Source organism: Sphingobacterium sp. NPDC055346 (assembly GCF_053645235.1).
This window is the reverse complement of the sequence record NZ_JBSHMI010000001.1, coordinates 119,656-144,909: the sequence shown is the minus strand read 5'-3', so window position 1 is coordinate 144,909 and position 25,254 is coordinate 119,656. Positions and strand designations below refer to the sequence as shown.

Below are 25,254 nucleotides of genomic sequence, written 5' to 3'. Positions count from 1 at the left end.
ACTGGTCAAATATCTGCTAAAATTAGCAATTAAATTGCTAAGATCAGTGTTTAAACGATTTTATTGTGTTCATCTGGGAACACAAGCAATGGTTTGTGGTTTCTTGCTTCCTCACGTTCCATTAAGGCGTAAGAAATAATGATTACGATATCGCCAACCTGTACCAGGCGGGCAGCAGCACCGTTCAAGCAGATTGTTCCAGTACCGCGTTCACCTGGAATGACGTAGGTTTCAAGCCTTGCGCCATTATTATTGTTGACAATCTGTACTTTTTCATTGGCAATAATATCCGCAGCATCCATTAGGTCTTGATCAATGGTTATGCTTCCCACATAATTCAATTCAGCTTGCGTAACGCGAGCTCTATGAATTTTTGATTTCATTACTTCTATCATCATGATGCAAAGTTACTCTTTTAATATAAAACAGCTTAAAAATTATTCTAACGGGAAAGTAATATGTTGTCGATCAAACGTACCTTTTCTACCCATGCAGCGATCAGTGCAACGTAGTCTTTGCCTGATTCGATATTGTCGACAGGGGCCAAGGTGCTGGTTTCACATATACTTAGGTATTCCAATTCCACAGCAGGGTTGGAGGCAATAATTGTTTTTGCTCCATCCAATAGTTCAGCAACGGACTTCTGCTCCAGGTTGTCCTGGATAAAGCGAAGGGCAGTAATTATAGTTAGGGCATTTTCTTTACCTTCTTCAGAAAGGCGTGCATTTCTAGAACTCAATGCCAAACCTGCCTCACTTCTGATAATAGGGCAGATCAGGAGTTTGATGTCCAGGTTTTTGATGTCAATCATGCGTTGGATGACCATGACCTGTTGGAAGTCTTTTTGGCCGAAGCAAGCTTGGTTCGGTTTTACCAGATCAAATAGCTTAAAAACGATCTGTGTAACACCTTGGAAGTGCCCAGGGCGGTGTTCACCTTCCCAGATTTGATCTAGGTTTCCTAGGTCGATATGCCATTCTGGGTCGTTTTCAGGGTACATCTCCTCAACGGTCGGCATAAAGAGGATATCACAGCCTACGGACTCCAATAGGGCGATATCATTTTCAATAGGGCGTGGGTATTTCTCCAGGTCCTTAGGGTCATTAAATTGAGTTGGATTAACAAAAATGCTACATACCGTGATGTCGGTAAGGGGTTTGGCATAGTTGATCAAGGAGAGGTGACCTTCATGCAGCGCGCCCATGGTTGGTACCAGGGTGATGACTTGATTTTGTTGGCGGATTCCAGCAAGTTCATGTTGGAGTTCCTTTTTAGTGCGAAAAATTTTCACGGTCAAAAATTAGAAATAAGGTGCAAAAATGGGGAATAAAGTTTAAATTATAAAATGATGATTTTTAATCAATTGTAAAATTGATAAATTAATTGTATCTTTGTAGACCGATTTTACTATTCAATAATATAAAAAACAGTTGGAGATGGCAAAAACGAAAATCTTGTTTATAACCCATGAAATGTCGCCTTTCCTTGAACTAAGTAAAATTTCTGAAATAACACGCCAGTTACCACATGCTATGCAAGAAAAAGGGTTCGAAATCCGAATTCTGATGCCGCGTTTTGGTAATATTAATGAGCGCAGAAATCGTCTTCATGAAGTGATAAGGTTGTCGGGAATGAACATAGTGGTGGACAATAATGATAATCCGCTAATTATTAAGGTAGCATCATTGCCAGCGGCAAGGATGCAGGTGTACTTCTTGGACAATGAAGAGTACTTTCAGCGGAAAAAAGTTTTTCGTGATGAGCATGGTAAGGGCTTTGCAGACAATAATGAGCGTTCATTATTCTTCTGTAAAGGCGCTTTGGAAACCGTTAAGAAACTAGGATGGTCGCCAGATGTGGTTCACTGTCATGGATGGTTTACCGCGATGGTACCTGCTTACTTGAAAACAGTTTATCAGGATGATCCTACATTCAAAGATTCCAAAGTGTTCTTCTCCTTGTACAATGAAGAATTCGGAAACGATTCTTTAGGAAGCAAGTATGCTGAGATGGCTGCGCAGTCAGACATTGATGCGAGCAAATTGAAGGATTATGGGTCTGGCAGTTATGTTGATATCTATAAAGGTGCTCTATCCTTTACAGACGTTGTCGTGAAAGCCGACGCAGACATCAATCCGGAAATTCTTTCTTACATCCAAGAAAATAACATCCGTACCTTCGAACCTTCGTCAGATGAGGACTATGAAGCCTTTTCTGAACTATATGATGAGTTCGTAAACGAAGAAGTTTCAGCCTAAGCTGAGGATAAAAAGAGACCAAAAAAGGGCAGAGATCAATTCTCTGCCCTTTTTTGGTTTTTGATTTTGAACCAGGGTATGGCAAGCGAAGCCGAGCCATATTATGGTTCAATAATATTCCTTATCTTCGTTACATGAAAATTAAAGTAGGATTTGGCTTTGATGTCCATCAGATGAAGGCGGGACATCCATTTGTTGTTGGCGGTGTTACCTTAGATCATCATGCGGGGGCTTTTGGGCATTCGGATGCGGATGTTTTGGCGCATGCGATCTGCGATGCGATTTTGGGTGCTGCAAATCTGGAAGATATTGGATACCATTTTCCGAATACGGATGATCGCTGGAAGGGAGCCAATAGTTTGGACCTGTTGAGACATTGTATCAAGTTGATCAAGGATAAGGGCTTTGAGTTGGGAAATATTGATGGGATGCTTTGTTTAGAGGCACCAAAGATCAAACCTTATATTTCGCAGATGAAAGCGAATATTGCGGAGGCTGCCGGAATTTCTGTTGAAGATGTTTCCATTAAAGCGACGACAAATGAGCAGATGGGCTTTATAGGTAGGGAAGAAGGTGTGGTTGCCTATGCAGTCTGTTTGTTGGAGAAAACAAATTATTGATTAAATCGTCTAAAGTAATTGATGGCAATAACAGTTGCCGTCAAAGCTAAAAGACTTCCAAGATAAAATGGTGCGCTCGGTAGATATATCGGGCCATTTTTTTTGGTGAAATAGGAGAATAAGGTTGTCATGAGTAAAGGTCCGATGATGGCCGTCAGACTGATAATACTGGCCAAACCGCCTTGAATCTGTCCTTGTTCGTTGGCTGGGGTATTATTGGAGATGGAACTCTGCATGGCAGGTCCAGCGATTCCGGCAAATACATAAAAAATACTGGAGACAAATAGGGCTAAGGTTCCTCCCGCCAATCCAAAACCAAGTAAGGAAATACAATTCAGCAATAGCCCAAAAATTATACTCTTTGGTATGCCAATCTTAGGGATGATGACTCGGATCAGTCCAGCTTGCACAATGGTAAGTAGGACGCCAATGATCCCTAAGGAATAGCCCACCATCCGTTCATCCCAGTGGAACTTTTCCATGGTAAAGTAGGACCATGTACTCTGCACGGCATGTGCGGCAATATTGATCAAGAAAATACAGATGACCAAGGGCATGATCACGGGGTATTTTCTGATATGTCGGAAGCTTCCTACCGGATTAGCATTGATCCAGCGGAAATTCCTGCGGTGTTCTTTAGGCAATGATTCGGGAACCACAAAATAACCATATAGGAAATTGAGAAAGGTAAGCCCTGCAGCGGCAAAGAATGGGTATCGAGGGCCATAATGCCCTAAAACTCCACCGATTACTGGTCCGATAATAAATCCAAGACCAAAGGCGGCACCGAGCAGGCCAAAATTCTGAGCTTTATTTTCCTTGGTTGAGACATCGGCAATATAGGCTGCTGCCACGGTATGGCTTGCTCCGGTGATTCCAGCGACCAATCTTCCGACGAAGAGCCAGAAAATACTGGGTGCAAAGCCTATCAGGAGGTAGTTGATGGTAAATCCAAAAAGGGAGCAGAGCAGCACAGGTCTTCGCCCATAATGGTCACTTAAATTCCCAAGGATGGCTGCGAAGAAGAACTGGGTAAAAGCATAGCAGAAAGTCAACCAGCCCCCATAAGCAGAAGCTTGGCTGAGGTTGCCGTGGATCAGTTCCTTGATCAGGGCAGGCATTACAGGGATAATAATTCCTAAACCAATGGAGTCTAAAACTACAGTAATAAATATAAAAAGTAACCCGGCTTGAGATTTTATTTTCGGCATATGCTACTCTAAATATACTGTTTTTTTTGCCCCTGAAAACGGAATCAGGAAAGAAATTTGGAGCTTAGACCACATTTTTTGGAACTATAAGGGTCAAGATTTATTTACATCGGGAAAAATATGGTATTTTTGTTGTTGCCAAATGAGATTTGGCACACTTACTGTTTATAGGGAAATGGACTTAAAGTAGTAAGGATAAGTTCGTTGTTTCATTAATTTATCAAATGAAGAGAGAATCAAAAAGTAGTAAACTTACAGAAGAGGATGTAAAACGATATACAGGGGTCTTTTGGAAGGTATTGTTGGGTTTGGTGGCTTTTGCGTGTTTATTCCTCCTGAGTGTTAGAATTGGTATTTTTGGTAAGTTGCCTACCTTCAAGGATCTTGAAAATCCAAAAAGTAATTTAGCTTCAGAAATTTTGACCGATGACAATAGGGTCTTAGGAACCTATTTCGTTCACAACCGTTCAAACGTAAAATATACCGAATTGGCTCCATCCTTGGTTCAAGCCTTGATCTCAACAGAGGACAAGCGTTTTTATGAACACTCTGGAATCGACTATTCACGTACCATGTCAACTGTACTGTTGACCTTGGCTGGGAACAAGCAAGGTGGTAGTACCATTACACAGCAGTTGGCCCTGAATCTTTTCGCTGAGAAAAGGGAAAAGAACTCCTTAAAACGGATCATGCAGAAATTCCAGGAATGGATTACCTCCGTTCGTTTGGAAAGAAACTATACCAAGGAAGAGATTGTGATGATGTATTTCAACACGGTTGATTTCGGAGCGTACAATACTTTTGGGATAAAATCAGCAGCAAGGACTTTCTTTAATTCCACCCCGGACAAATTAACACCGGATCAATCAGCGCTATTGGTCGGAATGTTGAAGGGACCTGGTTATTATTCTCCGGTTCGTTACCCAGAAAGAGCGATTGCGAGAAGAAATTTGGTGCTTCAGAACATGAGGGACCAGAACTATATCACCAATGAAGAATTCGATAAGTATAAAGCGCAGCCTTTGGGCTTGAAATTGACGATATCGAATTATGGTGAAGGATTGGCGCCTTATTTCCGTGCGGTATTAAAAGAAGAGATCAAGAAAGAATTCCAGCGTTTGGCGATTACCAAACCTGATGGAACCCCATACGACCTAGATCGTGATGGATTAAAAGTATATACGCCAATCAACTACAAGATGCAACAATATGCAGAAGAAGCTCAAAAAGAGTGGATGCGTCGTTTGCAGAATGAATTTGACAAGCAATGGAGAAGAAGGAATGCCTTTACTGGAAAGAATGCCAATCTATTGGTAACGGGAATGAAACGTTCAGACCGTTATAGAGTCTTGAAAGCGGAGGGTCTATCGGAGGATCAGATCAAGAAAGATTTTGAGAAGAAAGTTCCGATGAACCTGTTTACCTGGAAGGGTGCTGTGGATACGGTAATGTCTCCGATGGACTCCATCAAGTACACCAAGTTGTTCTTGCGTAATGCGATGATATCCATGGAACCTCAAACGGGATATATCCGTGCATGGGTTGGTGGTGTTGATTTTGAGCATTTCAAATATGACCAAGTAAAATTAGGTACCCGTCAGGTAGGTTCGACTGCGAAACCATTTGTCTATGCATACGCCATCGATAATGGATATGGACCATGTGTTTCGGTTCCGAACCATATGCGTACCTATGGCGATTGGACACCAAGAGGAACAACCCAGGGTGGTGATCCTATTACCTTGAAAAATGCGATCAAATATTCCCAAAACTTTGCATCAGCTTATCTGATCAGTGAAGTTGGGGCAGCCAATGTTGCAGACCTGACCAAACGTATGGGTGTGAACTCGAATATTCCGAGCAACCTATCCATCGCATTGGGATCCTATGATGCATCATTATTTGATATGGTTGGAGCGTATTCTGCATTTGTAAACCAAGGAACTTGGGTAGAGCCGACGATGATCTTGAGAATTGAAGATAAAAACGGTTCTCCGATCTATGAAAAGGCACCTAAAGTATTGAAAGCCTTGAACAGTGAGACAGCTTATGCGATGGTAGATATGCTGAAAGGTGTTGTGGACGGGGGTACTGGTTCCCGATTGAGATGGGACCCTAACTTTGGTGGATTGAAAAATCCAATTGGAGGAAAAACAGGTACAACCAACGATAACTCTGATGCCTGGTTTATCGGTATTACACCGGAACTGGTTACTGGGGTTTGGACGGGTGCGGAGGATCGCGGAATCAGCTTTAGTAGTATGCAATATGGACAAGGTGCCGCTGCAGCGATGCCAGTGTTTGGTCTGTATATGAATAAGGTGTACAAGGATAAGGACCTGAATTATACGCAGGAGGATTTTCCTCAGCCGCCTGGAGGAATCACGAGGTTCGAGATGAACTGTTCCAACTTCTCGCAATTCTATGGAAATGATCCTTCGAAGAGCGATTCACAAATATTGGAAGACGATAGGTTAGGATTTTAACCGTTTCTTTAATAAATTAGACCAGACCTTTATTCTTCAGAAATAAAGGTCTGTTTTTTTTGCTACGATGGAATTTGACTATAAGAAAGAATTGACCAAGATTCCCCATAAACCTGGGGTTTATCAGTATTTTGATAAGGATGATACGCTGATCTATGTAGGGAAGGCGAAGAACCTGCGGAATAGGGTTGGCTCTTATTTTGTCAACGAAAACCAACTCAACAGCAAAACTAGGGTATTGGTCCGGAAGATCAGACGGATTGCCTTTACCATTGTCGATACCGAAATTGATGCCTGGTTATTGGAAAATAACCTGATCAAAAAGCATCAGCCTCGATATAACGTCATGCTCAAGGATGACAAGACCTATCCTTGGATCGTCATCAAGAACGAACCCTTTCCGAGAATATTCTGGACCCGTAAGTACATCAAGGACGGTTCCAAATATTACGGCCCCTATGCTTCTGTAGGGATGATGCATATCATCCTGGACATGATCAGGGAGTTATTCCCATTGCGAACCTGTAACCTGAGCCTGACCCAGGAGAATATTTCGAAAGGGAAGTTTAAGGTCTGTTTGGAATATCAGTTAGGCAACTGTTTAGGTCCTTGTGAAGGGTATCAATCGGAGGCTAGCTATGATGAGAACCTTTCTGACATCAAGGATATCCTGAATGGTAAGATCGCGGTAGTGACCAATCGGATCAAGGAACAGATGAATGAAGCCGTTCGGCAAATGGATTTTGAGGGGGCGCATAAACTGAAGGTCAAGTTGGATAAGCTATCCAACTATCAAAGCAAGTCCACCGTAGTTAGTTCTTCCATTACGAATGTTGACGTATTCAGTATAGCATCTGAAGATAATTATGCCTTTGTAAACTTCTTGAAGGTAGTAAACGGCGTCGTGATCCAGACCCAGACCGTCGAATTGAAAAAACGGTTGGATGAAACCAATGAGGAATTACTGGCCATTGCCATTCCGCAGTTGAGATCGCGATTCAGAAGCCATTCCAGGGAGATCATCGTTCCTTTTGAATTGGATATTGAAGGCAATGAGGATATCAAGTTCCATGTGCCTAAGCTAGGTGATAAAAAGAAATTATTGGAGCTTTCGCAAAAGAACGTGGCCTACTTTAAGAAGGAGCGCCTATTGCAATATGAGAAGCTCAACCCCGAGGTGAAGACGGACAGGATCTTGAAGCAAATGCAAAAGGACCTTCGCTTGCCGCAATTGCCAAAACATATAGAATGTTTTGATAACTCGAATATACAGGGTAACTATCCTGTTTCAGCGGTAGTAGTTTTTAAGGATTCCAAACCTTCGAAAAAAGACTATAGGCATTTCAATGTAAAGACAGTTGAAGGACCAAATGATTTTGCGACGATGGAGGAGGCTGTTTTTAGGCGGTATAGAAGACTTTTGGATGAGGACCAGACGTTGCCACAACTGATCATCATTGATGGTGGTAAAGGGCAATTAGGGGCTGCTTTGAAGAGTTTGAAGTTGTTGGGGATAGAAAAGCAGGTCACTGTAATCGGTATTGCCAAACGATTGGAAGAACTCTATTATCCGGGAGATCAGTATCCATTATATCTAGATAAAAAATCGGAAACCTTAAAGATCATTCAGCACCTGCGGGATGAAGCGCATCGATTCGGTATCACCTTCCACCGAAACCAGCGGAGTCGGAAAACCTTTGTTTCGGAGCTGGACAATATTCCAGGTATTGGTAAGGTTACGGTCGAGAAGCTATTGAAGACTTTTAAATCGGTGAAGAAGGTTCGGGAAGCTTCAGAAGAAGAATTAAAAAAAGTGCTTAATCTAAAACAGATGCAAGCACTTAAAACGTATTTTGCTGAAAAGAGCTAGATTTTTACATAAATCCTAATTCCAGTTTAGCTTCTTCAGACATCATGTCTTTCGTCCAAGGCGGATCGAAGGTAAGTTCAACGACAGCCTCTTCGATACCCTCGATTGCAGCAACTTTTTGTTGCACCTCATCCATGATCTGTCCGGCCACAGGACATGCAGGAGCAGTCAATGTCATGACGATTTTCGCTTTTTTATTTTCCTTGGTAATGATTTCATAGATCAATCCTAGGTCCAATATGTTAGCGGGTTTTAATTCGGGGTCGTAAATTGTAGCAAGGGCTTCTTGAATTTGAGGAGCAAGGCCCAACCTATCCATGATGATTATATTCATATCTTAATTTTTTGAATCAGCCAGAACCTCTGCATAGATTCTTTCAAGTTCATCCATTACAATGGGTTGGCTGTATTTATCTAAATATTCTTTTTGGCAGTTTGCTTTGATTTCCAGGATCTTCTCTTTGGGGAGTGCTATCCATTCTGCCAATGTCTGAACCATATTGATATGGTTGTGGGGGTCAAACAATAACCCGGTATACAAAGGTACAACCATTTCATTTAAAATGCCAATACTACTGGCAATGACTGGGGTACCGAGCGCATAAGCTTCCAGAACGGCTAAGGGCATGGATTCGTAGCATACCGATGGTACGATGACAGCGGAGGCAGATGCGATTTGATTGCTCAAGGTCTGTTTGTCCTGGAAACCCATGTACTGCATGTTTGGGCTATGGCTACAGATCAATTCCACCTCTTTCTGTAAAGGCCCAGTTCCATAGATCTTAATCTGATGATCGGTTGCTTTCCAAGCGTGTAATAAAGGAATTATGCCCTTTTCTTCCGATAATCGACCAACATAGATAAAATAATCAGATGGGTACTCCTTGTTCACGTTTGCCACTTTTACGAAGTTTGGTCTGACGGTGAATTTATCCATTGGAACATTGAACTTGGACTTTGCAAAGATGGATTTGGAAAATTCAGAGAGTACGATGTAGCGGTCTATTGCCTTGAAGGTGCCTCTTTTTCTATGGATCCAATAGGTGAAAGCTGTCCAGAAGGTTTTGATAAGGGAGTTTTCCAATACTTTCTTCTTAACGGCATCCCATGGGAAGTCTGCATTGATGGACTTTAAGTAAATGTTTCCATCATAAAACAAGGTTGCCGAAGGGCAGATCAACCTGAAATTATGCAGGGTCATGACCATCGGAATTTTCATTTTTTTGATATGAAGGATAAACAGTGGACCTAAAGCATAATGCATATTGTGGATATGAACAATATCCGGTTTGAAGGTTTCGATGCGTTCCTTGATTTTTTTTACCTCGGGCCAATTTATGGGGTAAAGCAGGTATTGTAGGTATCCTTTTGCCCCTTTGACATTGCGTACGGTATAAAGATCTACTTCATGGTTCTTTCTTAAAGCTTCCATTTCTTGACCCATGACAAAATCCTCGCCGCCTATATGTTGGTATTGATTGTGAATGATGAGTATGCGCATGAGTAGATCCTTAAAAGTTCCCTGCAATTTACATGTTAAAAGGCTAAAATCAAATCCTAAGGCTTCAGCTATTCCGTCTCAAATTGTTATCTTCGTCCTAATTTTACAAGATTATGTTCGAACAGCATCCCTATGGCAAGTTGATTGCTGGATATATTCAAAATGCTGAGTTTCCAAAACAACCTGCCGACTTATATGATCCAATAGCTTATATCCTTTCCTTGGCTGGCAAGCGCATCCGACCGATGTTGGTCCTGATGGGAGCAAAGTTGTTTGGTAAGGAAAATTTGGAGGAGGTCCTTCCTGCAAGTATAGCCATTGAATATTTCCATAATTTCTCGTTGATACATGATGATATTATGGATCGGGCACCTTTGAGAAGGGGCAAGGAGACGGTTCATCAGAAATGGAACGATAATGTTGCGATCCTATCAGGAGATGCCTTATTGGTGAAAGCCTACCAAGAATTGGGAAAAAGTCCTGCTGACCGTATCCCAAGCTTATTGCATGTGTTCAGTAAGATTGCTTTGGAAGTATGCGAAGGGCAGCAGTTGGATATGGATTTCGAGAAAATGGCAGATGTTTCCGAGGATGATTATCTGAATATGATCCGTTTGAAAACATCGGTTTTACTTGGTGGAGCACTGCAAATGGGAGCGATATTGGCGCATGCTGATAAGCAACAGCAACAATTGATCTATGATTTTGGAGTGAACCTAGGGATAGCCTTTCAGCTTCAAGATGATTACCTAGATGTTTACGGAGATCCAAAGACTTTTGGAAAGCAGGTAGGCGGTGATATCCTATGCAACAAGAAGACGTATTTACGGATAAAGACAGAGCATTTGATTGATGATTCCGCTAGGGCTGAGTTTGTGGAACTGATCAATTCGGAGGATATAAAAGATACAGAGAAAGTAAGCCGAATGAAAAATCTATATGCGAGATTTAATATCGACAGGCATGCTGAAGAAATTAAGTTGCGATTTATGGATCTGGCTTACAATAAATTGGAAGAAATTGCCGTTCCTGAATCGCAGAAGGTGGAATTGAAGAATTTAGCAGATACTTTGATGCACCGTACACGCTAATTATGAAAATTGCCAAGATTTTTATAATTTGGTGAAAACAGAAAACGAATTAATAGAGCTAAGGACATTAATGGAGCCACTAAAAATCACCATATTTCAAGCATACCTTTTTTGGGAGAATGTAGATAAGAACCTTCAGAATTTAGGATTAAGGTTGTCTTCATTGCGTGAGAAAACGGATCTGATTATTTTGCCAGAGATGTTCAATACAGGCTTTACCACGAATGTGGAAAAATGTGCAGAGACCATGAATGGCAAGACCATGCATTGGTTGTATGAGACAGCGAAGAAGTTTGAATGTGTAGTTGCAGGTACCTTAATCATTGAGGAAGACAGTAAGTATTTCAATCGATTTGTGTGGATGTCGCCAGATGGCAGCTTTGTACATTATGATAAGAGGCATTTATTTTCAATGGCAGGCGAGGATAAAGTCTTCACTGCGGGACAATCGCGTATTATCTTCCAGTTGAAAGGTTGGAGGATCTGTCCGATGATCTGTTATGACCTTCGGTTTCCGACTTGGTCGAGGAATCAGAATGGGGCATATGATCTGATGGTCTATACGGCGAGTTGGCCAGACAAGCGATCATCGCATTGGCGAGCCTTGATACCGGCACGTGCAATTGAAAATCAGGCATTTGTAATCGGTGTGAACCGAGTAGGCCATGATGGGAAAGAAGTATATTATTCAGGTGGATCGATGTGTATCTCGCCGAATGGGGATGTAGTTTACTATAAGCCAGAGGATGAAGACCTGTATACCTTTACCCTGAACCCTAAAGATCTGGAAGAAAGTAGAGAGCAATTTCCTTTCCTGAAGGACCAAGACCAATTTAAATTCTTATAGTTCTTAGGAACGGATAAGAGTTAGGCCAATTTGAAATTCAATTTATTTCTGATTCAGTGGATCAAGAGGGTTTATCAATCCTTATACGGTCTTTCTAAGACTGCTTGTTGGATGATGGCTTGACGTAGGTTAAAGTGCTGAGGCTCTAAGTCTATGACTTCCATTGGTTTTCTTTCGGATTTCAATTTCTCTTCTTTGAGTCTTTTTTCAGCAGCCAATCTTTTCTGTTCTATTTTTCTTTGCCTTGCTATTTCCACTTCATCGTAAGATGGAATCTCGCTATAGGTTTCTACCTGTTTGGGTTTTTGGAACACGACAGGTTTTGGGGCCGGTTTAGTGGTCTGTACGGGGGCAGGGGCTGGTTTAGTTTGTTGAAATGGATTTTGGTTTGGAAGCTTCTTTTTGAGCACTTCCAATCTTTTTTTAGCTTTTTCTTGCTCTTCTTGGTAGCCTTGGTAAATCTTGTAGATTACACTGCCGATAACGATAAGAATGATTAAAATAGGATTATCCATATCTATAAAAATAGCTAAATTTTTCATTGAAATTATTTAACATGGATAAATAATTTGCATTTACAGCAATTAATCATTTAATTGCATCAACAACTTTATTACCAAATTAACCTGATATGATCACAAATGAGACTTATTATGCCAATGAATTCTATTCATTCTTAACGGGGAGAGTTTCGACAGCAATCGGCAGACGGTTGCAAAGGAACTTTAAGGATAGTGGACTTCATATTACAGCGGAGCAATGGAGCGTCCTTTATTTCCTATGGGAATCGGAGGGATTGAGCCAACAGGAGATTGCCAAGCTGACCTTTCGCGACAAGCCCAGTGTATCGCGTTTGATTTCCAATCTAGAAAAACAGAAGCTATTGGTGCGGGTGAGCAGTTCTGGGGACAAACGGGCAAACCAGATCTATCTAACGGCACAGGGCCATAAAATCAAGGATAAGTGTATGCAACAAGCAGAAAAAACTATCTCTGAAGCTATGGCGGGTGTTGATAGAAACTCTATGAAACAGGCCCAACAGCTTTTAGAGATAGTTTTTAATAACTTGAAGTAAGCTTGGCTTAATCAAACACTTCCGGAGCGAAGTCGCTGCGGTTGTTTACCAATTTACCTGTATTCTTAAAGTATATATCTTGGAAGCTTAGGGTATTCTGACTATCGACCTTGCGGAAGAATTTGTCGGCATTGACCTCATCGAGGCTATTGAAACCACAGGCTTCCATGATTTCTACGGTAGCACGTAATGTGTTACGGTGGAACTGTGCTACACGCACATATTTATCTTCTACATCCAATCCTTTGTAAAGGTGTGGCTGTTGAGTTGCAACACCTACCGGACATACGTCTTCATTACATTTCAGGGCTTGGATACAGCCTAATGCGAACATCATTCCACGTGCGCTATAGCATGCATCTGCACCTAAAGCGATCACTTTCAGGATATCAAACCCCGTAACGATTCTACTTGAAACGATGATCTTGATATGTTTCTTTAATCCGAAGTTGATCAAGGTCGTAGTTACGAAAGCCAAGGCATCGTAAAGCGGCATACCCAAGTTGTCCGTGAATTCCAAAGGAGCAGCACCGGTACCACCTTCTGATCCATCGATAGAGATGAAGTCAGGCATGATCTGGGTTTCTTGCATCGCCTGGCAGATTTCGATGAACTCTTGTTTATCACCGATACAAAGTTTGAACCCTACAGGTTTGTAATCAGAAAGTTCACGCAGCTTTTGGACGAAGTTCATCATCTCTACTGGAGTTTTGAATGAACTGTGTGCCGGAGGAGACATAACATCGGTACCCGGAACAACGTGACGGATTGCGGCAACCTCAGGGGTGTTTTTTGCAGCCGGAAGGATACCTCCATGACCAGGCTTAGCACCTTGAGATAGTTTCAATTCGATCATTTTCACATAAGGGCGTGTCGATTTTTCACGGAACAGGTTTGGTTCAAAGTAACCATTTTCATCCCTACAGCCGAAGTAACCGGTACCCACTTGCCAAATCAGGTCACCACCATTGATATGGTATTGTGAAATACCACCTTCACCGGTATTGTGGGCAAAGTTTTGCAAAGCAGCACCTTTATTTAACGCAGTAATCGCAGTGCGGCTCAATGCACCGTAACTCATTGCGGAGATGTTGAACACACTTAAGCTATAAGGTTGCTTACAGGCAGCATTACCTACTGTAGTACGCAAATTATGATCCTCGATATGAACAGGGAAGATACTGTGGGCAGCCCATTCGTTTCCTACAGCCTGCGGGTCGCTTTGCATACCGAAGGCAACAGTTTCGCGTTGGTTTTTCGCACGTTGATAAACGATTGAACGCTGACGTCTGTTAAAAGGTCTACCATCTGTATCAGACTCCCAGAAGTACTGTCTTAATTCTGGGCGGATGGACTCCAAGAAATAACGGAAGTATCCAACCACGGGATAGTTTCTTAAGATCGCATGTTTCGTTTGGAAACTGTGATATAGGGCGATGATTAAGAGCGGGAATGGAATCAGTAACAACCAAAACCATTTTGGAGTAAAGATGACACCAAAAGAGATAATTATTAGGTTTACTAAAATAATGATCCCTAGGATGAGTTTTCTTACCTGCATGATGAAATTATTATGCTAAACTTATTATAATTTATTACCACAGTCTAGGTTCCGCCATAAATGTGCCATAAACGGAACGAGAACCCTATAACCGGTTATTTGCATGCAAAATTAGCAAGTTCAGAGGGTATTATGAAAAAATTAGTAAGAAGTTTAAAGATTTATTGAATTGTTAATTTTCTGAATTATTCTCTCTTGTTTTAATAATAAGGTCCGATATTTTTTGGTAAATAAGTTGCCAATCAGGATGGGGGCTAAGAAAGTTGAAATGCGTAACCATGGTTGTTTTGTCATTTCTTGTTGCAGGTCCTGTCTGAACCTGTCTAGGTTCGTGATTTTGCACTTTTTCTGCCGTTGCCTGGATGATCGGGCGGATGAGATCGAAGGGTAAATTATGCTCTTTGAGCAGATCAAAGGAAAGCTGGAAAAGAGCGTTGCTGAAGTTATTGGCAAAAACAGCGGAGACATGCAGGGTAAGTCTCTGTTGTGAATTGCAAGCGAATGTATTGTCTGAAATCTCTCTGGCTAGTTGCAAGAGTACTTGATCGGATTTTTCATTGTTTCCTTCAATGCCAAAGGGGGTCTGGTTCAGGTCTAATTCCTTGTGCTTAGAAAAACTTTGAACAGGGTAGATCACTCCGTGGTTTTTGAAGTCCTTGAGGACTTCAACATCAGTGGCACCAGAGCAATGGGCAATGGTGCCTTCCAGATCATTCGGAAGGTTTTGAGCAAGCTCAGCGATTGCTGAATCAGAAACGGCCAAAAGATAGAGGTCGGCCTTTGGGTCCAGTTGAGCTAAGTTATCGATGGCTTGAGCGGATAAAACATTAGCCAATGCATTGGCATTGGCTAATGTTCTAGAATATACTTGAGCAACATGATGTCCAGCATCAGTGAATGCTTTCCCTAGGTGGGTCGCAATATTTCCACTGCCGATGAGGACGATATTCATTATGCTGCTTGTTTAGCTTCTTTAATTTTATTGTCTTTTAACCTACGATAAATGGCCATTCCAAAACCAATGGTCATGACGATGGTACCACACCAGAAGAAGTTGATATAAGGGAATTTGATGGCTTTGAATACCACCCATTTCTTTTCAGGAAGAGGTTTTTGGTAAGCCATTAATTCCAGTTTGTTCTTCTCAGGCATAATCTTCGTAAACCTGAATCTTAGGCCTTGTTCTGGGACATCTTTATAGAAATCGAAGGTATTGCCACCTTTGATCAAAAAGATTGGTTCTACTGGGAATTCTTTGCCATCTGAAGCAATGACCTTGATCTTTAATCCAACCAAAATGTCATCGTCAGCTTTTGGCATGTTTTCCAATTTAGCATCCTTGTTGATACCTTGGATTACATAGAATCCATTTCTATAACGAAGGGTATCACCAACATTGACCTCATAGGTTGCAGGTTCTTCATACTCTTCAAAACCAGCGCTTCCTTCCTGAGCATCCTGTTCAGCTGGTTTCTGGGAATCAGAAGCTGCTGCGGTGATAACCGTATAGATGTCATGGGTAAGGAAATGTTTAGTTCCTGGAGTTCCGATCAATCCACCCATTTGCGGGTTGTTCTGCGCAAAAGGCTTTAAGACAAAGGAGTTTTTGATGTTTCCAGTCTCTTCGTCTATTTCATCGTATTTGATTTTGTAAAAAACGTTCGGTTTGGCAACAGAGTCACCGATGTAAGTGATCTTGTATTTTCCCATATCTACGGGTTCACCTTCTGTTAAGAATAGGTTGTCTCCTGGTTTTTCAACTTGGTCAAATCCTGCTACGGCGATATAGTTACTGCTGTTTACAGAAACCACTTCGTTGGTAGCTGCGGCGATCAAAGCTCCAATCAGCAAAAGACCAAAACCAATATGGGATACAGCTGATCCTGCCAGTCGCCATTTACCTTTGAACGAATCACCCAATACCCTTAAGTTCACCAAGATTGCGAACACCGAAGTAAAGGTGATCAGGATGAACATGATGTTGGTGTAAATGTTTGTGAAGTAAACGATAGCTGCTGAAATGACCAAAGCGAAGATAAAGGATGCCAAAGTAGCTGCCCAGAACTTCTTGCTATCGGTACGTTTGTATTTTAGGAATTGTGTAAATGCAGTTAATAGCATAACAACAACTGCAAATGCACCTTGCCATTTGTTATAGTGAGGGATTGGGTCTACCGGAGGGGCTACCTTTGTTCCAAACAAAGCATTGAATACGGGAATGGAGGTCGTTGCGATCATCTGAACACAGGCAACGGTTAGGACCAATGCACCGATGAATAACCAAAATTCGCGTGAATATATTTCTTCTTCTTTCTTGGTGCTTGGCATTTCTTTTCTTCTTGCAACCAATAACACGATCATAATGATCAGGAAAATCAGGTTGAAGATGATAAGCTGCCCGGACATCCCTAAACTGGTGAAGGAGTGTACCGATGTTTCGCCCAAGATGCCGCTACGTGTCAGATACGAAGCATAGATTACAAGGACAAAGCTGATCATTGCCAAGAATACGGCAGTGAAGTAAGCATGTCCGGTATTTTTATAAGCTACCATGACGTGAACGGCAGCAATCAAGGTCAACCAAGGAATGATCGATACGTTTTCAACAGGGTCCCAAGCCCAGAAGCCACCAAAGTTCAGTGCTTCATATGCCCAGAAAGATCCCATGATGATACCTGCGCCCAGGATCATTACTGCGAACAATGCCCAAGGCAATCCTGGATTGATCCATTCTTTATAGCGTTTTTGCCAAAGTCCAGCTGCTGCGTAAGCAAAAGGAACGATCATAGATGCAAAGCCTAAGAATAAGGTAGGAGGGTGGATCACCATCCAATAGTTCTGTAACAATGGGTTTAATCCTCGGCCATCCTTGATCATGCTTAGGTAATTCGGATCCTTTAAGATAGGCCAGTTCATGGCATCCCTAAGCAAAATAAATGGTGAACTACCAATGCGGGAACCGAAGACCTCTACACCTAAAAGCATGGACGCCAAGAAAAGTTGACATAGCATAACGAAGGTCATTACCGGGCTTTCCCAGCTTTTCGCCTTGAATACTAGGATTGATCCCATGACCACTTGCCAGAACATCCATAGCCAGAAACTTCCCTCTTGTCCTTCCCAAAATGATGAAATGATATAATGGGTAGGCAGGGTCATCGACGAATGCGCGTAGGCATAGTGATATACGAAAAGGTGATTGTAAATGATATAAAAAAGGGTGGCACCAATGACAACGATTGACAGGGCATTTAGCCAAAAGCCAATACGCCCTAATTGTTTCCAAGATTTTTCTTCAGGGTATTTGGTTGCAAAGAAATAGGAAATGAAGGATAATAATGCTGCTCCAAAAGAAAGGACTACGAAAAACTGTCCAATTTGACCTGGAAGTAGATTTTCTCCAACGTAATTTACGTCCATAGAATATTGAGGTATTGAATTGTTAATTGACTGATGCTGTTGCTGGGGTAGATGATGTTTCAATCACCTCCATTTGATCCTGATTGTATTTAGAAGGACATTTCATCAAAATCTTGCTGGCATGGAAAACATTACCTTCCATTTTACCGGTCAAAACAATTTGTTCAGAACGCTCGATATCCTGAGGTTTAGAACCATTGAATACTACCTGACACTCTGTACTGTCATTGTCAAACATGTAAAAAGAGAAATGGTTTGCATCCTTCACAGGATCATAATGCAGATCTTTTTGCTTATTCAAAACACCTACTACATAGATCTCTGTCTTCTTTTCCCTCGCCTCAGTAAATGTTGAATATGTACTAGAATCGGTATAGATCACAAGTATCATCGCAATAGCTATAGCTATAATTACAATTAAAATGATCGAACTTTTCTTCATCTCTATATGAATATAATATTAACCAACTGCAAAATTACGAAATAGTAGTGCAAGGAATGAATTTAGCAATGAAATTGGGTTATTTAGAATGTTTCTATTTAAGTTACATTATTTTTTGTAAGTATCTTAAATGTAAGTACTTGCGGATGTGTTGGGAGTATTAGATTCTTGATTTCCAGTAAAATCTAATTTCAGGCTTTTGTAATAAAAGTGATTCAAATAAGAATGCTCAGCCAAATTAATGTTTTTGAATGAGCTTTCTTATATTCTTTTAACCTTATTTATTAAGCTTCAGCTTGTTCTGGGTTAAATTTTTCTCCAGAGAATCTGGTGACTAACATCGCGGCGACGGTGTCACCTGTTGCGTTCAGGACGGTAGCTAATGGGTCTACTAAAGCGCCTATGATCAAAATAGATGGTACTGCTTCATTTGGTATTCCATAGATGGAGATCATTAGCATTTCTCCGATAAATCCTCCATTGGGAATCCCACCAGCAACCATAGATACCAAGACGGTGATGCCTACTGCGGTAATCAAAGTGGTTGGCTCAAAGAAATTCCATCCTAAGATGGAGAAAGCAACATAGATCTTTAGGATAGATGAAATGGCGGATCCGTTTTTGTAAAGGGTGTTTCCCAAAGGTACCACGATACTAGATATTTCTTTTGGAATCCCAATCATGTTGGAAGCAATCAAGTTTGCAGGCAAAGTTGCCAAGCTGCTACAGGTACTGATGGCCGTTAATGATGGTGAAATATTATGTTTCCAATAAGACTTTACGCCTGATGAACCTTTTGCAACAAAGGCATAAAGGCTGAAGAATACGATAAAAAATACGACTCCAAATCCATAGTAGAACCCTAATGGCTTGGCATAGAATCCAAAGAGTTCAGGACCTAAGGTCTTCACCTGATAGGCGAAATATGCGCCTAAACCAACAGGTCCAGCTTTCATGACCAAGATCAAAAGGTTTTCCATGACCTTGTTTCCGGCATTCAGAAAGGCAGTGAACTGTTTTCCCATCTCACCAGATTTGCGGGTTGCCGTCCCGACCAAAAGGGCAAAGATGACAAAGGCCAAAATGTTTTTTCGGGAAAGTAGGTTGGCAAACTCATCAACACTCAAAAAACGTACAATTCGGTCGCCCCATGTTTCATCGGCATTGGTGGAAAGGGCTTCATTGACTGCCGAACCATCAGAAATGGCAGTGACAGGAAATGCCCAAAGACCTGCGATGGTCGCTATGGCTGCGATGATAATCGTTCCGATAAATACCGCTGTCATAACCCCAATGGTCTTTCCAAGTTTGTTACTGTCCTCAATATTGGCAATGGAAGATGAGATGGCAAAGAATAGGAGTGGGATTACGGAAACAAAGAGTAAGTTTAAGAAAATATCACCTATGGGTTTAAGGATATCAACTGCCTGAGGGAAGAATATTCCGATTAGACTACCAATAGTAATACCTATTAGAAGTAAGATGATACTTCCGTAATTTTTTAGGATTTCTTTCATTTAAGTAATTTGCTCAAGCTAAAATAGTTGTTTTTATTTTAGATTTGCCAAAAATATATAATGGAATTCGTTAAAACAGCAGATGGCTCAAAAACTTTGTACCATGAGGAGGTGGGAGAGCATTACCATTCTAAACACGGCGCACATCAAGAAAGTGTCCATGTATTTTTGAATACAGGGTTACGCTATTGGTTGGAGAAGGAATCAAGTGGTTCGGCTTCTGTCTTGGAAATTGGATTCGGGACGGGTTTAAATTTCTTGATGACTGCAGATTATTGCCATCAGCATCAGATTTCCCTTGGTTATGTTGGCATTGAGGCTTTCCCTTTGAGCCAAGAATTGATTCAGCAATCTGATTATGGGGAATATATTGCTGACGTCGTTTGGGAGAATTTTATTGAAAAATATCCAAATGCGATCAATTCAAAAACCAACCTTTTAGATGCTGTGCAGGTTCAAGTTGCTCATCAGAAAGTAATGGATTTTGATAGTAATGAACTTTTTGATGTTATCTATTTTGATGCATTTGCAGAAATCCATCAGCCAGAAATGTGGACGCCTGAAACTTTAGCTCATGTTTGTCAGTTTCTAAAACCGGGAGGTGTCTTTGTGACTTATGCCATTACGGGCAACTTAAAAAGAGCGATGAAAGCGTTGGGTTTTAGTATTGAAAAAGCGCCTGGTGCTCCCGGAAAACGTGAAATGTTGAGAGCAACCAAGCTTTAAGATTTCTTATTTTTTAGGGATTCTGCCCAGAGGTCTTCGGTTTTGTCCTTCAGCCTTGGTCAGGTTGTCTCCAAGATCTCTACGGGCTTCATCAGCAATTTCGAGTAATTTCTCTAATACCTCTGGATTCTGTTCGATGACATTGTACCTTTCTCCAGGATCGCGACGGAGGTCATATAATTCCATGGTTTTTATTTCTAGTTCTTTGTAATTGCCTCCAAAGCCATCATTTCCGGGAAGGATGCCTTCGTAAGATCTGGATTTATGGGGTAAGACCAGCTTCCAATTCTCAAAACGGACAGCCTCCAGGTCATTCTGGTTGTAATAATAGTACATGGATTTCCGTGGAGCTTCTGCCTTAGGATCTTTGATCTGCGCTAAGAAGCTAATTCCATCAATCTGATTGGGATTGTCTTTATAATTTACGATTTCAGCAACTGTAGCAAAAATATCCATGCTACTGGTTAGGTTGTTGTTGATCTGACCTTCCTTAATCATGTTTGGCCAATAGATGATGCAAGGAACACGCTGCCCGCCTTCCCAACTGGCTCCTTTGCCTTCTCTAAACCCTCCTGATGAACCATTATGGTTCCCGAAGTTAAGCCAAGGACCATTATCACTCGTGAAGATAACAATCGTATTGTCGCTCAGTCCATTTGATTTTAAGGTTTGGAAAATCTGACCCATGGAATCATCTATTTCGTGCATGACATCACCAAATAACCCTTGGTCAGAAGTCCCTCGGAATTTTTTCGAAGCAGCAATGGGCACATGGGTCATGCTATGGGCTAAATACAAAAAGAACGGATTGTCCTTATTGGCCTTGATAAAGTCTAGAGCCTGTTTAGTGTAATTTTCTGTTAATACTGCTTGATCTTCCAGGTTGTTGATTTTCAACACCGTATCTGGAATACTTTGTCCAGTTTTTGTCTTCAATAAAGGTAATACAGGGTATTTTGAAACATGGGTATCAGGTTTTGCTGGTTTACCATCAAAGCCTACTGGCCACATATCGTTGGAGTAGGGGATTCCGTAGTAGGCATCAAAACCTTGTTTGGTAGGAAGAAATTCAGGTTCGCTTCCAAGGTGCCATTTGCCGATGATCTGTGTGCTGTAGCCTTTGCTCTTGAGCATTTCCGCCATCGTGATCTCATCTGGGTTCAAGCCTACTCCAGTAGAAGGCATAAATGCTCCACTGATCCCCATTCGATTCGGATAGTTACCCGTCAATAATGCCGACCTAGAAGCTGAACAGACTGCTTGAGGAACAAGGAAATTGGTGAAACGGATTCCATTGTTTGCCATTCTGTCCAATACTGTTGTATGATATCCCAATGCTCCGGTAACTCCAAGGTCACCATAGCCAAGGTCATCCATAAAGACGAGGATAATATTGGGCTTAGTCTGATTTTTCTGTGCAAAAGCAGTGTTAAAGAGGATGCTTATTACGAGCATCAATGGAATTCGATAAATCATAGGGCTTAGGTCTTTTAACTAATATAAGCAAAAAAAGGTCGCTGAGATAAATCCCAGCGACCTTTTTTTTGTGTTAAATTTTCTTAGTGTCCTTCGTTACCATCAGCACCGTGAGCATGTCCATGAGATAATTCTTCAGGAGTAGCTTCGCGAGTGTCTAAGATTTCGATATCGAAGTTTAATTTTTTACCAGCCATTGGGTGGTTCAAGTCAGCAACAACTGCATCTGGAGTTACTTCTACAACAACAGCACGGAATTGGTTTCCTTGGTTGTCTTGCAATGGAAGAACTTCACCAACTGGAGGAAGTCCAGTTTCTTTGAACATATCAGCAGGTAATTGTGCAATTGCACGATCATCGCGTTCGCCATAAGCATCAACAGCTTCTAACTCGAATGATTTTTTGTCACCAGCAGCTAAACCAGCGATGTTTTCTTCGAATTTAGGAAGCATCATGCCTACACCATATAAAAATGTTAAAGGATTCTCAGTCGTTGTTTGCTCTACAAATGTTTTTTCACCGTTATCTTCAATTGTGTGAAGAACGTAATTCAATGTTACTACATTGTTGTTTTCTACTGCCATTCTGATTAGATTGTGGGAATCTATCCCTGTTTATTATTTATTAATTCTATAATATCCTTAATTGACGATTGTGGAAGGCTGCAGGTTTTCTTCTGACAAAGGTATGCTTTGTCTTCCACTGTGTTTTTATGCTCTAACAAAGGAAGACTGCTTTTTGTTCCCCCTAAAGTGATTTTATTGGGGATGTAATATTGATCTAATTCCTTTCGCCAAGCCTGTCCTTGATCTCCCGTGATTGCGATCTCCCAAACTCCGAAGTGGAGTTCTAAGAGTTGGATTGCCCAATTTGAATAGGCCGAACCATAGGATTTAATATGAGGAAAAACATTGGCAAAAACTCGATCTGCAATTTCCGTGTACCTACTATTATCAAATAATACGCCGAGTTTGAACAATGAACGCACTATTGTTGAAGAGGATGCCGGAATTACATTGTCCATAATCTCACTTTTTCTTGCGATCAGAACTTCAGCGTCCTTACTGCTGTAATAAAATACAGCTTCATTCTCGTCAAAAAACTGGGATATCGCTATTTCTAGGTAAGATTTTGCACGCTCAAGCCACATTTCCTTAAAGGTTGCCTCGTATAAAGCTATATAAGCTTCAATGGTAAATGCATAATCATCTAGAAATCCTAAAATTGTTCTGTTGTGGTCTGACGGCTGATGAAGAAGTCTGCCATTTTGGCAACAATGCTCTTCGATAAAGGTTGCAATCCCTTCTGCTAATTCTAAAAAATGTGAATTACCAAAGGTCCTATAGGAGTCAATTAACCCTTTCATGAACAAGGCATTCCAGGTAGTCAACTGTTTATGGTCCAATCCTGGTCTAATCCTCTTGCTTCTATATTGAAGGAGTTTTGCTTTTATTTCTTTTAGGTGTTCCTGCCATTCATCCTCACTGTAACCCGCTTCCTCGATGAGTTGATTATCCTCGGGGTTCACAAAAGGAATGTTGATTTGTTCTTCAGTCCAATTTCCACTCTTTTTGATGTTGAAGTAGTTTCTTGCGAGGTCAGCATCTTCACCCAAAATATTAAATTCTGCATAGTCGAAAGTATAGAATTTACCTTCTACACCTTCTGAATCAGCATCCAGTGCAGAATAGAAACCTCCATTTGGGTCCAACATTTCGCGTTCAGCCCAAGCTATGGTTTCTTCAACAATGTTTTTATATAATATTTGGGGTCTGTTTTGATAAGCTTCACTATAGAGACTCAATAGCTGACCATTATCATAGAGCATTTTTTCAAAATGGGGAACATGCCATTTCCCATCCACAGAATAGCGGGCAAAACCACCACCAATCTGATCATATATGCCCCCATTTGCCATTTTTTCTAATGTAAAATGAACATGGTCTACAACCCCTTGATCATGGTTCAAGAAGCCATAACGTAAGAAAAAGACCCAGTTATTGGGGAGAGGAAATTTAGGAGCACGAGTATAACCACCGTTTTTACCATCAAATTGCTCCTTCCACGGTTCTACGACTTGGAGGATATCACTTAGGGTGTATTGTTCAGGAATGTTCTGTATGGGGAGCTTTTCAGCTTGTTGGATGCCTTGGGTAAGTTTTTCAGCATAATCTATGGCGACCTCCGGTTTTTCCTCCCACATTTGCGCAATCTGAAGCAGAATCTGTTGCCAATCATTTGGCTTAAAATAAGTTCCGCCATAAATTGGTCTACCGTCTGGGAGACAGATACAGTTCAGGGGCCAACCACCAGAATTAGTCATTAATTGAACCGCTATCATATAGATCTGATCAATGTCCGGACGTTCTTCTCGATCCACCTTAATGCAAACAAAAAACTTATTCATGGTTTGCGCGATGGCCTCATTTTCGAAGCTCTCGCGTTCCATTACATGGCACCAGTGACAAGCCGAATAGCCAATGCTAACGATGATTAACTTGTTCTCTTCTTTTGCCTTATTTAATGCTTCTTCACCCCATGGAAACCAATGAACAGGATTATGTTCATGTTGCTTTAAATATGGGGAACTTTCACCTTGTAGTTTGTTTGCCATAACATACGAAGGTAAAAACTATTATTTTAATAATCCTATTAGGTTGGCAGTTCCTCCTCCTAACATTTCAAAGGTCAGATCACCCTCAAGCTGTAAAATTGATACATTGGACGTAGCCAGCTCAATCTCAGAATGGCTCAAATAGTTGGTCAGGTTAGAAAGCCCTGGATTATGACCAAATATCAACAAGGTATCATATTCTTCCGGAACGCTATTGATCACTTTTAGGATATCCATAAAATGGGCCTCATAAATATCTCTCGTCTGATGGATGGATTCTTGAGGGTAACCAAGCACTTCACAGAATAATTCTGCTGTTTGGATGGCACGATTTGCAGAGGATGAGATGACAAGGGTCTTTTCATCTATTTTAAGAGAGTCTTTTAGCTTTTGAGCAATCCTTTCCGCTCTTTCTCTGCCCTTTTTTTGTAGGTCTCTATAAAAATCATCTTTTGAAAAAGAGTGTTCTTCAGCTTTGGCGTGCCTGATAAGATATAATGTTTTCATGTTTTGAATACCTAGTTAAAACACCAAGATAA

The 25,254-nt window shown here is 41.1% G+C and carries 23 protein-coding genes; 8 read left to right on the top strand and 15 right to left on the bottom strand.

Going from position 1 to position 25,254, the window contains the following annotated elements; translation table 11 throughout:
• Positions 1-50: 50 nt before the first annotated feature.
• Both panD and panC read right to left on the bottom strand, forming a co-directional pair.
• A complete protein-coding gene (gene panD / locus ACWICE_RS00620; protein WP_094255370.1) occupies positions 51-398 on the bottom strand; it encodes an aspartate 1-decarboxylase in 348 nt (115 codons plus the stop codon).
• Positions 399-442: 44 nt separating this feature from the next.
• Complete coding sequence (panC, locus tag ACWICE_RS00615; protein WP_454297411.1) at positions 443-1,291, bottom strand: pantoate--beta-alanine ligase; 849 nt, start codon at positions 1,289-1,291, stop codon at positions 443-445.
• 145 nt (positions 1,292-1,436) lie between these two features.
• Here panC and ACWICE_RS00610 point away from each other — a divergent pair, with 145 nt between their 5' ends.
• A complete protein-coding gene (locus ACWICE_RS00610) occupies positions 1,437-2,258 on the top strand; it encodes a glycogen/starch synthase (protein WP_093098612.1) in 822 nt (273 codons plus the stop codon).
• 134 nt (positions 2,259-2,392) lie between these two features.
• The gene (gene ispF / locus ACWICE_RS00605) at positions 2,393-2,878 is read left to right on the top strand and encodes a 2-C-methyl-D-erythritol 2,4-cyclodiphosphate synthase (protein ID WP_313260264.1); all 486 of its coding nucleotides are present in this window, start codon (positions 2,393-2,395) and stop codon (positions 2,876-2,878) included.
• On the opposite strand, the gene ACWICE_RS00600 is transcribed toward ispF, so the two are convergent.
• The gene (locus ACWICE_RS00600; protein ID WP_454297410.1) at positions 2,872-4,089 is read right to left on the bottom strand and encodes a TCR/Tet family MFS transporter; all 1,218 of its coding nucleotides are present in this window, start codon (positions 4,087-4,089) and stop codon (positions 2,872-2,874) included. The two genes, ispF and ACWICE_RS00600, sit on opposite strands and share 7 nt — an antisense overlap.
• Before the next feature lie 224 nt (positions 4,090-4,313).
• Here ACWICE_RS00600 and ACWICE_RS00595 point away from each other — a divergent pair, with 224 nt between their 5' ends.
• Both ACWICE_RS00595 and uvrC read left to right on the top strand, forming a co-directional pair.
• Positions 4,314-6,575 carry a penicillin-binding protein 1A gene (locus ACWICE_RS00595; RefSeq protein WP_313190403.1) on the top strand — a complete coding sequence of 754 codons (2,262 nt, stop codon included), beginning with the start codon at positions 4,314-4,316 and terminating at the stop codon, positions 6,573-6,575.
• A gap of 67 nt (positions 6,576-6,642) precedes the next feature.
• Positions 6,643-8,445: an excinuclease ABC subunit UvrC gene (uvrC, locus tag ACWICE_RS00590; protein ID WP_454297409.1), complete on the top strand. Its 1,803-nt coding sequence runs from the start codon at positions 6,643-6,645 to the stop codon at positions 8,443-8,445.
• 4 nt (positions 8,446-8,449) lie between these two features.
• Here the strand turns inward: uvrC and ACWICE_RS00585 are convergent, their stop codons facing one another.
• Together ACWICE_RS00585 and ACWICE_RS00580 are read right to left on the bottom strand one after the other, a co-directional pair.
• Entirely contained in the window at positions 8,450-8,779 is a 330-nt protein-coding gene (locus ACWICE_RS00585) for an iron-sulfur cluster assembly protein (protein WP_185210951.1), read from the bottom strand.
• A 3-nt stretch (positions 8,780-8,782) separates the two neighbouring features.
• A complete protein-coding gene (locus tag ACWICE_RS00580) occupies positions 8,783-9,946 on the bottom strand; it encodes a glycosyltransferase family 4 protein (protein ID WP_185216025.1) in 1,164 nt (387 codons plus the stop codon).
• A 113-nt stretch (positions 9,947-10,059) separates the two neighbouring features.
• Between ACWICE_RS00580 and ACWICE_RS00575 the strand changes: the two genes are divergently transcribed.
• Complete coding sequence (locus tag ACWICE_RS00575; protein ID WP_185216026.1) at positions 10,060-11,037, top strand: polyprenyl synthetase family protein; 978 nt, start codon at positions 10,060-10,062, stop codon at positions 11,035-11,037.
• 70 nt (positions 11,038-11,107) lie between these two features.
• Positions 11,108-11,884, top strand: a complete 777-nt coding sequence (locus ACWICE_RS00570; RefSeq protein ID WP_185210940.1) for an amidohydrolase — start codon at positions 11,108-11,110, stop codon at positions 11,882-11,884.
• Between the two features lie 74 nt (positions 11,885-11,958).
• Here the strand turns inward: ACWICE_RS00570 and ACWICE_RS00565 are convergent, their stop codons facing one another.
• The gene (locus ACWICE_RS00565; protein WP_454297408.1) at positions 11,959-12,426 is read right to left on the bottom strand and encodes a hypothetical protein; all 468 of its coding nucleotides are present in this window, start codon (positions 12,424-12,426) and stop codon (positions 11,959-11,961) included.
• 89 nt (positions 12,427-12,515) lie between these two features.
• On the opposite strand from ACWICE_RS00565, the gene ACWICE_RS00560 reads away from it, so the two are divergent.
• Positions 12,516-12,959, top strand: a complete 444-nt coding sequence (locus ACWICE_RS00560; RefSeq protein ID WP_185210937.1) for a MarR family winged helix-turn-helix transcriptional regulator — start codon at positions 12,516-12,518, stop codon at positions 12,957-12,959.
• Positions 12,960-12,966: 7 nt separating this feature from the next.
• Here ACWICE_RS00560 and ACWICE_RS00555 read toward each other — a convergent pair whose 3' ends face one another.
• The 5 genes from ACWICE_RS00555 to ACWICE_RS00535 all read right to left on the bottom strand — a co-directional run bounded on the left by ACWICE_RS00555 (position 12,967) and on the right by ACWICE_RS00535 (position 19,899).
• Entirely contained in the window at positions 12,967-14,520 is a 1,554-nt protein-coding gene (locus ACWICE_RS00555; protein WP_185210935.1) for an FMN-binding glutamate synthase family protein, read from the bottom strand.
• Positions 14,521-14,692: 172 nt separating this feature from the next.
• Positions 14,693-15,472: a Rossmann-like and DUF2520 domain-containing protein gene (locus ACWICE_RS00550; RefSeq protein ID WP_454297407.1), complete on the bottom strand. Its 780-nt coding sequence runs from the start codon at positions 15,470-15,472 to the stop codon at positions 14,693-14,695.
• Entirely contained in the window at positions 15,472-17,940 is a 2,469-nt protein-coding gene (ccsA, locus tag ACWICE_RS00545; RefSeq protein WP_313260256.1) for a cytochrome c biogenesis protein CcsA, read from the bottom strand. The genes ACWICE_RS00550 and ccsA overlap by 1 nt, the downstream gene beginning before the upstream one ends.
• A 22-nt stretch (positions 17,941-17,962) precedes the next feature.
• On the bottom strand, positions 17,963-18,382 hold the full coding sequence (locus ACWICE_RS00540; protein ID WP_185210929.1) for a cytochrome c maturation protein CcmE domain-containing protein: 420 nt from the start codon (positions 18,380-18,382) through the stop codon (positions 17,963-17,965).
• Between the two features lie 284 nt (positions 18,383-18,666).
• Complete coding sequence (locus tag ACWICE_RS00535) at positions 18,667-19,899, bottom strand: dicarboxylate/amino acid:cation symporter (RefSeq protein WP_454297406.1); 1,233 nt, start codon at positions 19,897-19,899, stop codon at positions 18,667-18,669.
• A gap of 60 nt (positions 19,900-19,959) precedes the next feature.
• Here ACWICE_RS00535 and mnmD point away from each other — a divergent pair, with 60 nt between their 5' ends.
• Positions 19,960-20,625 (top strand): tRNA (5-methylaminomethyl-2-thiouridine)(34)-methyltransferase MnmD, encoded by a 666-nt coding sequence (gene mnmD, locus ACWICE_RS00530; RefSeq protein WP_454297405.1) that lies wholly within the window; start codon positions 19,960-19,962, stop codon positions 20,623-20,625.
• 6 nt (positions 20,626-20,631) lie between these two features.
• Here the strand turns inward: mnmD and ACWICE_RS00525 are convergent, their stop codons facing one another.
• The 4 genes from ACWICE_RS00525 to ACWICE_RS00510 all read right to left on the bottom strand — a co-directional run bounded on the left by ACWICE_RS00525 (position 20,632) and on the right by ACWICE_RS00510 (position 25,222).
• Complete coding sequence (locus ACWICE_RS00525) at positions 20,632-22,101, bottom strand: sulfatase family protein (protein ID WP_454297404.1); 1,470 nt, start codon at positions 22,099-22,101, stop codon at positions 20,632-20,634.
• Positions 22,102-22,184: 83 nt separating this feature from the next.
• Positions 22,185-22,685, bottom strand: a complete 501-nt coding sequence (locus ACWICE_RS00520) for an FKBP-type peptidyl-prolyl cis-trans isomerase (RefSeq protein WP_185210923.1) — start codon at positions 22,683-22,685, stop codon at positions 22,185-22,187.
• Between the two features lie 20 nt (positions 22,686-22,705).
• Complete coding sequence (locus ACWICE_RS00515) at positions 22,706-24,715, bottom strand: thioredoxin domain-containing protein (RefSeq protein ID WP_454297403.1); 2,010 nt, start codon at positions 24,713-24,715, stop codon at positions 22,706-22,708.
• A 21-nt stretch (positions 24,716-24,736) separates the two neighbouring features.
• On the bottom strand, positions 24,737-25,222 hold the full coding sequence (locus ACWICE_RS00510) for a SixA phosphatase family protein (protein ID WP_185210920.1): 486 nt from the start codon (positions 25,220-25,222) through the stop codon (positions 24,737-24,739).
• Positions 25,223-25,254: the final 32 nt, after the last annotated feature.

Coding starts and splice junctions, on each gene's coding strand:
- ACWICE_RS00610 (WP_093098612.1), top strand. CDS start 1,437: ATGGCAAAAACGAAAATCTTGTTTATAACCCATGAAATGTCGCCTTTC.
- ACWICE_RS00550 (WP_454297407.1), bottom strand. CDS start 15,472: ATGAATATCGTCCTCATCGGCAGTGGAAATATTGCGACCCACCTAGGG.
- panD (WP_094255370.1), bottom strand. CDS start 398: ATGATGATAGAAGTAATGAAATCAAAAATTCATAGAGCTCGCGTTACG.
- ACWICE_RS00565 (WP_454297408.1), bottom strand. CDS start 12,426: ATGAAAAATTTAGCTATTTTTATAGATATGGATAATCCTATTTTAATC.
- ACWICE_RS00555 (WP_185210935.1), bottom strand. CDS start 14,520: ATGCAGGTAAGAAAACTCATCCTAGGGATCATTATTTTAGTAAACCTA.
- mnmD (WP_454297405.1), top strand. CDS start 19,960: ATGGAATTCGTTAAAACAGCAGATGGCTCAAAAACTTTGTACCATGAG.
- ACWICE_RS00585 (WP_185210951.1), bottom strand. CDS start 8,779: ATGAATATAATCATCATGGATAGGTTGGGCCTTGCTCCTCAAATTCAA.
- ACWICE_RS00600 (WP_454297410.1), bottom strand. CDS start 4,089: ATGCCGAAAATAAAATCTCAAGCCGGGTTACTTTTTATATTTATTACT.
- ACWICE_RS00515 (WP_454297403.1), bottom strand. CDS start 24,715: ATGGCAAACAAACTACAAGGTGAAAGTTCCCCATATTTAAAGCAACAT.
- ACWICE_RS00520 (WP_185210923.1), bottom strand. CDS start 22,685: ATGGCAGTAGAAAACAACAATGTAGTAACATTGAATTACGTTCTTCAC.
- ACWICE_RS00595 (WP_313190403.1), top strand. CDS start 4,314: ATGAAGAGAGAATCAAAAAGTAGTAAACTTACAGAAGAGGATGTAAAA.
- ACWICE_RS00560 (WP_185210937.1), top strand. CDS start 12,516: ATGATCACAAATGAGACTTATTATGCCAATGAATTCTATTCATTCTTA.
- ACWICE_RS00535 (WP_454297406.1), bottom strand. CDS start 19,899: ATGAAAGAAATCCTAAAAAATTACGGAAGTATCATCTTACTTCTAATA.
- ACWICE_RS00570 (WP_185210940.1), top strand. CDS start 11,108: ATGGAGCCACTAAAAATCACCATATTTCAAGCATACCTTTTTTGGGAG.
- ACWICE_RS00580 (WP_185216025.1), bottom strand. CDS start 9,946: ATGCGCATACTCATCATTCACAATCAATACCAACATATAGGCGGCGAG.
- ccsA (WP_313260256.1), bottom strand. CDS start 17,940: ATGGACGTAAATTACGTTGGAGAAAATCTACTTCCAGGTCAAATTGGA.
- ispF (WP_313260264.1), top strand. CDS start 2,393: ATGAAAATTAAAGTAGGATTTGGCTTTGATGTCCATCAGATGAAGGCG.
- ACWICE_RS00575 (WP_185216026.1), top strand. CDS start 10,060: ATGTTCGAACAGCATCCCTATGGCAAGTTGATTGCTGGATATATTCAA.
- ACWICE_RS00525 (WP_454297404.1), bottom strand. CDS start 22,101: ATGATTTATCGAATTCCATTGATGCTCGTAATAAGCATCCTCTTTAAC.
- uvrC (WP_454297409.1), top strand. CDS start 6,643: ATGGAATTTGACTATAAGAAAGAATTGACCAAGATTCCCCATAAACCT.
- ACWICE_RS00510 (WP_185210920.1), bottom strand. CDS start 25,222: ATGAAAACATTATATCTTATCAGGCACGCCAAAGCTGAAGAACACTCT.
- ACWICE_RS00540 (WP_185210929.1), bottom strand. CDS start 18,382: ATGAAGAAAAGTTCGATCATTTTAATTGTAATTATAGCTATAGCTATT.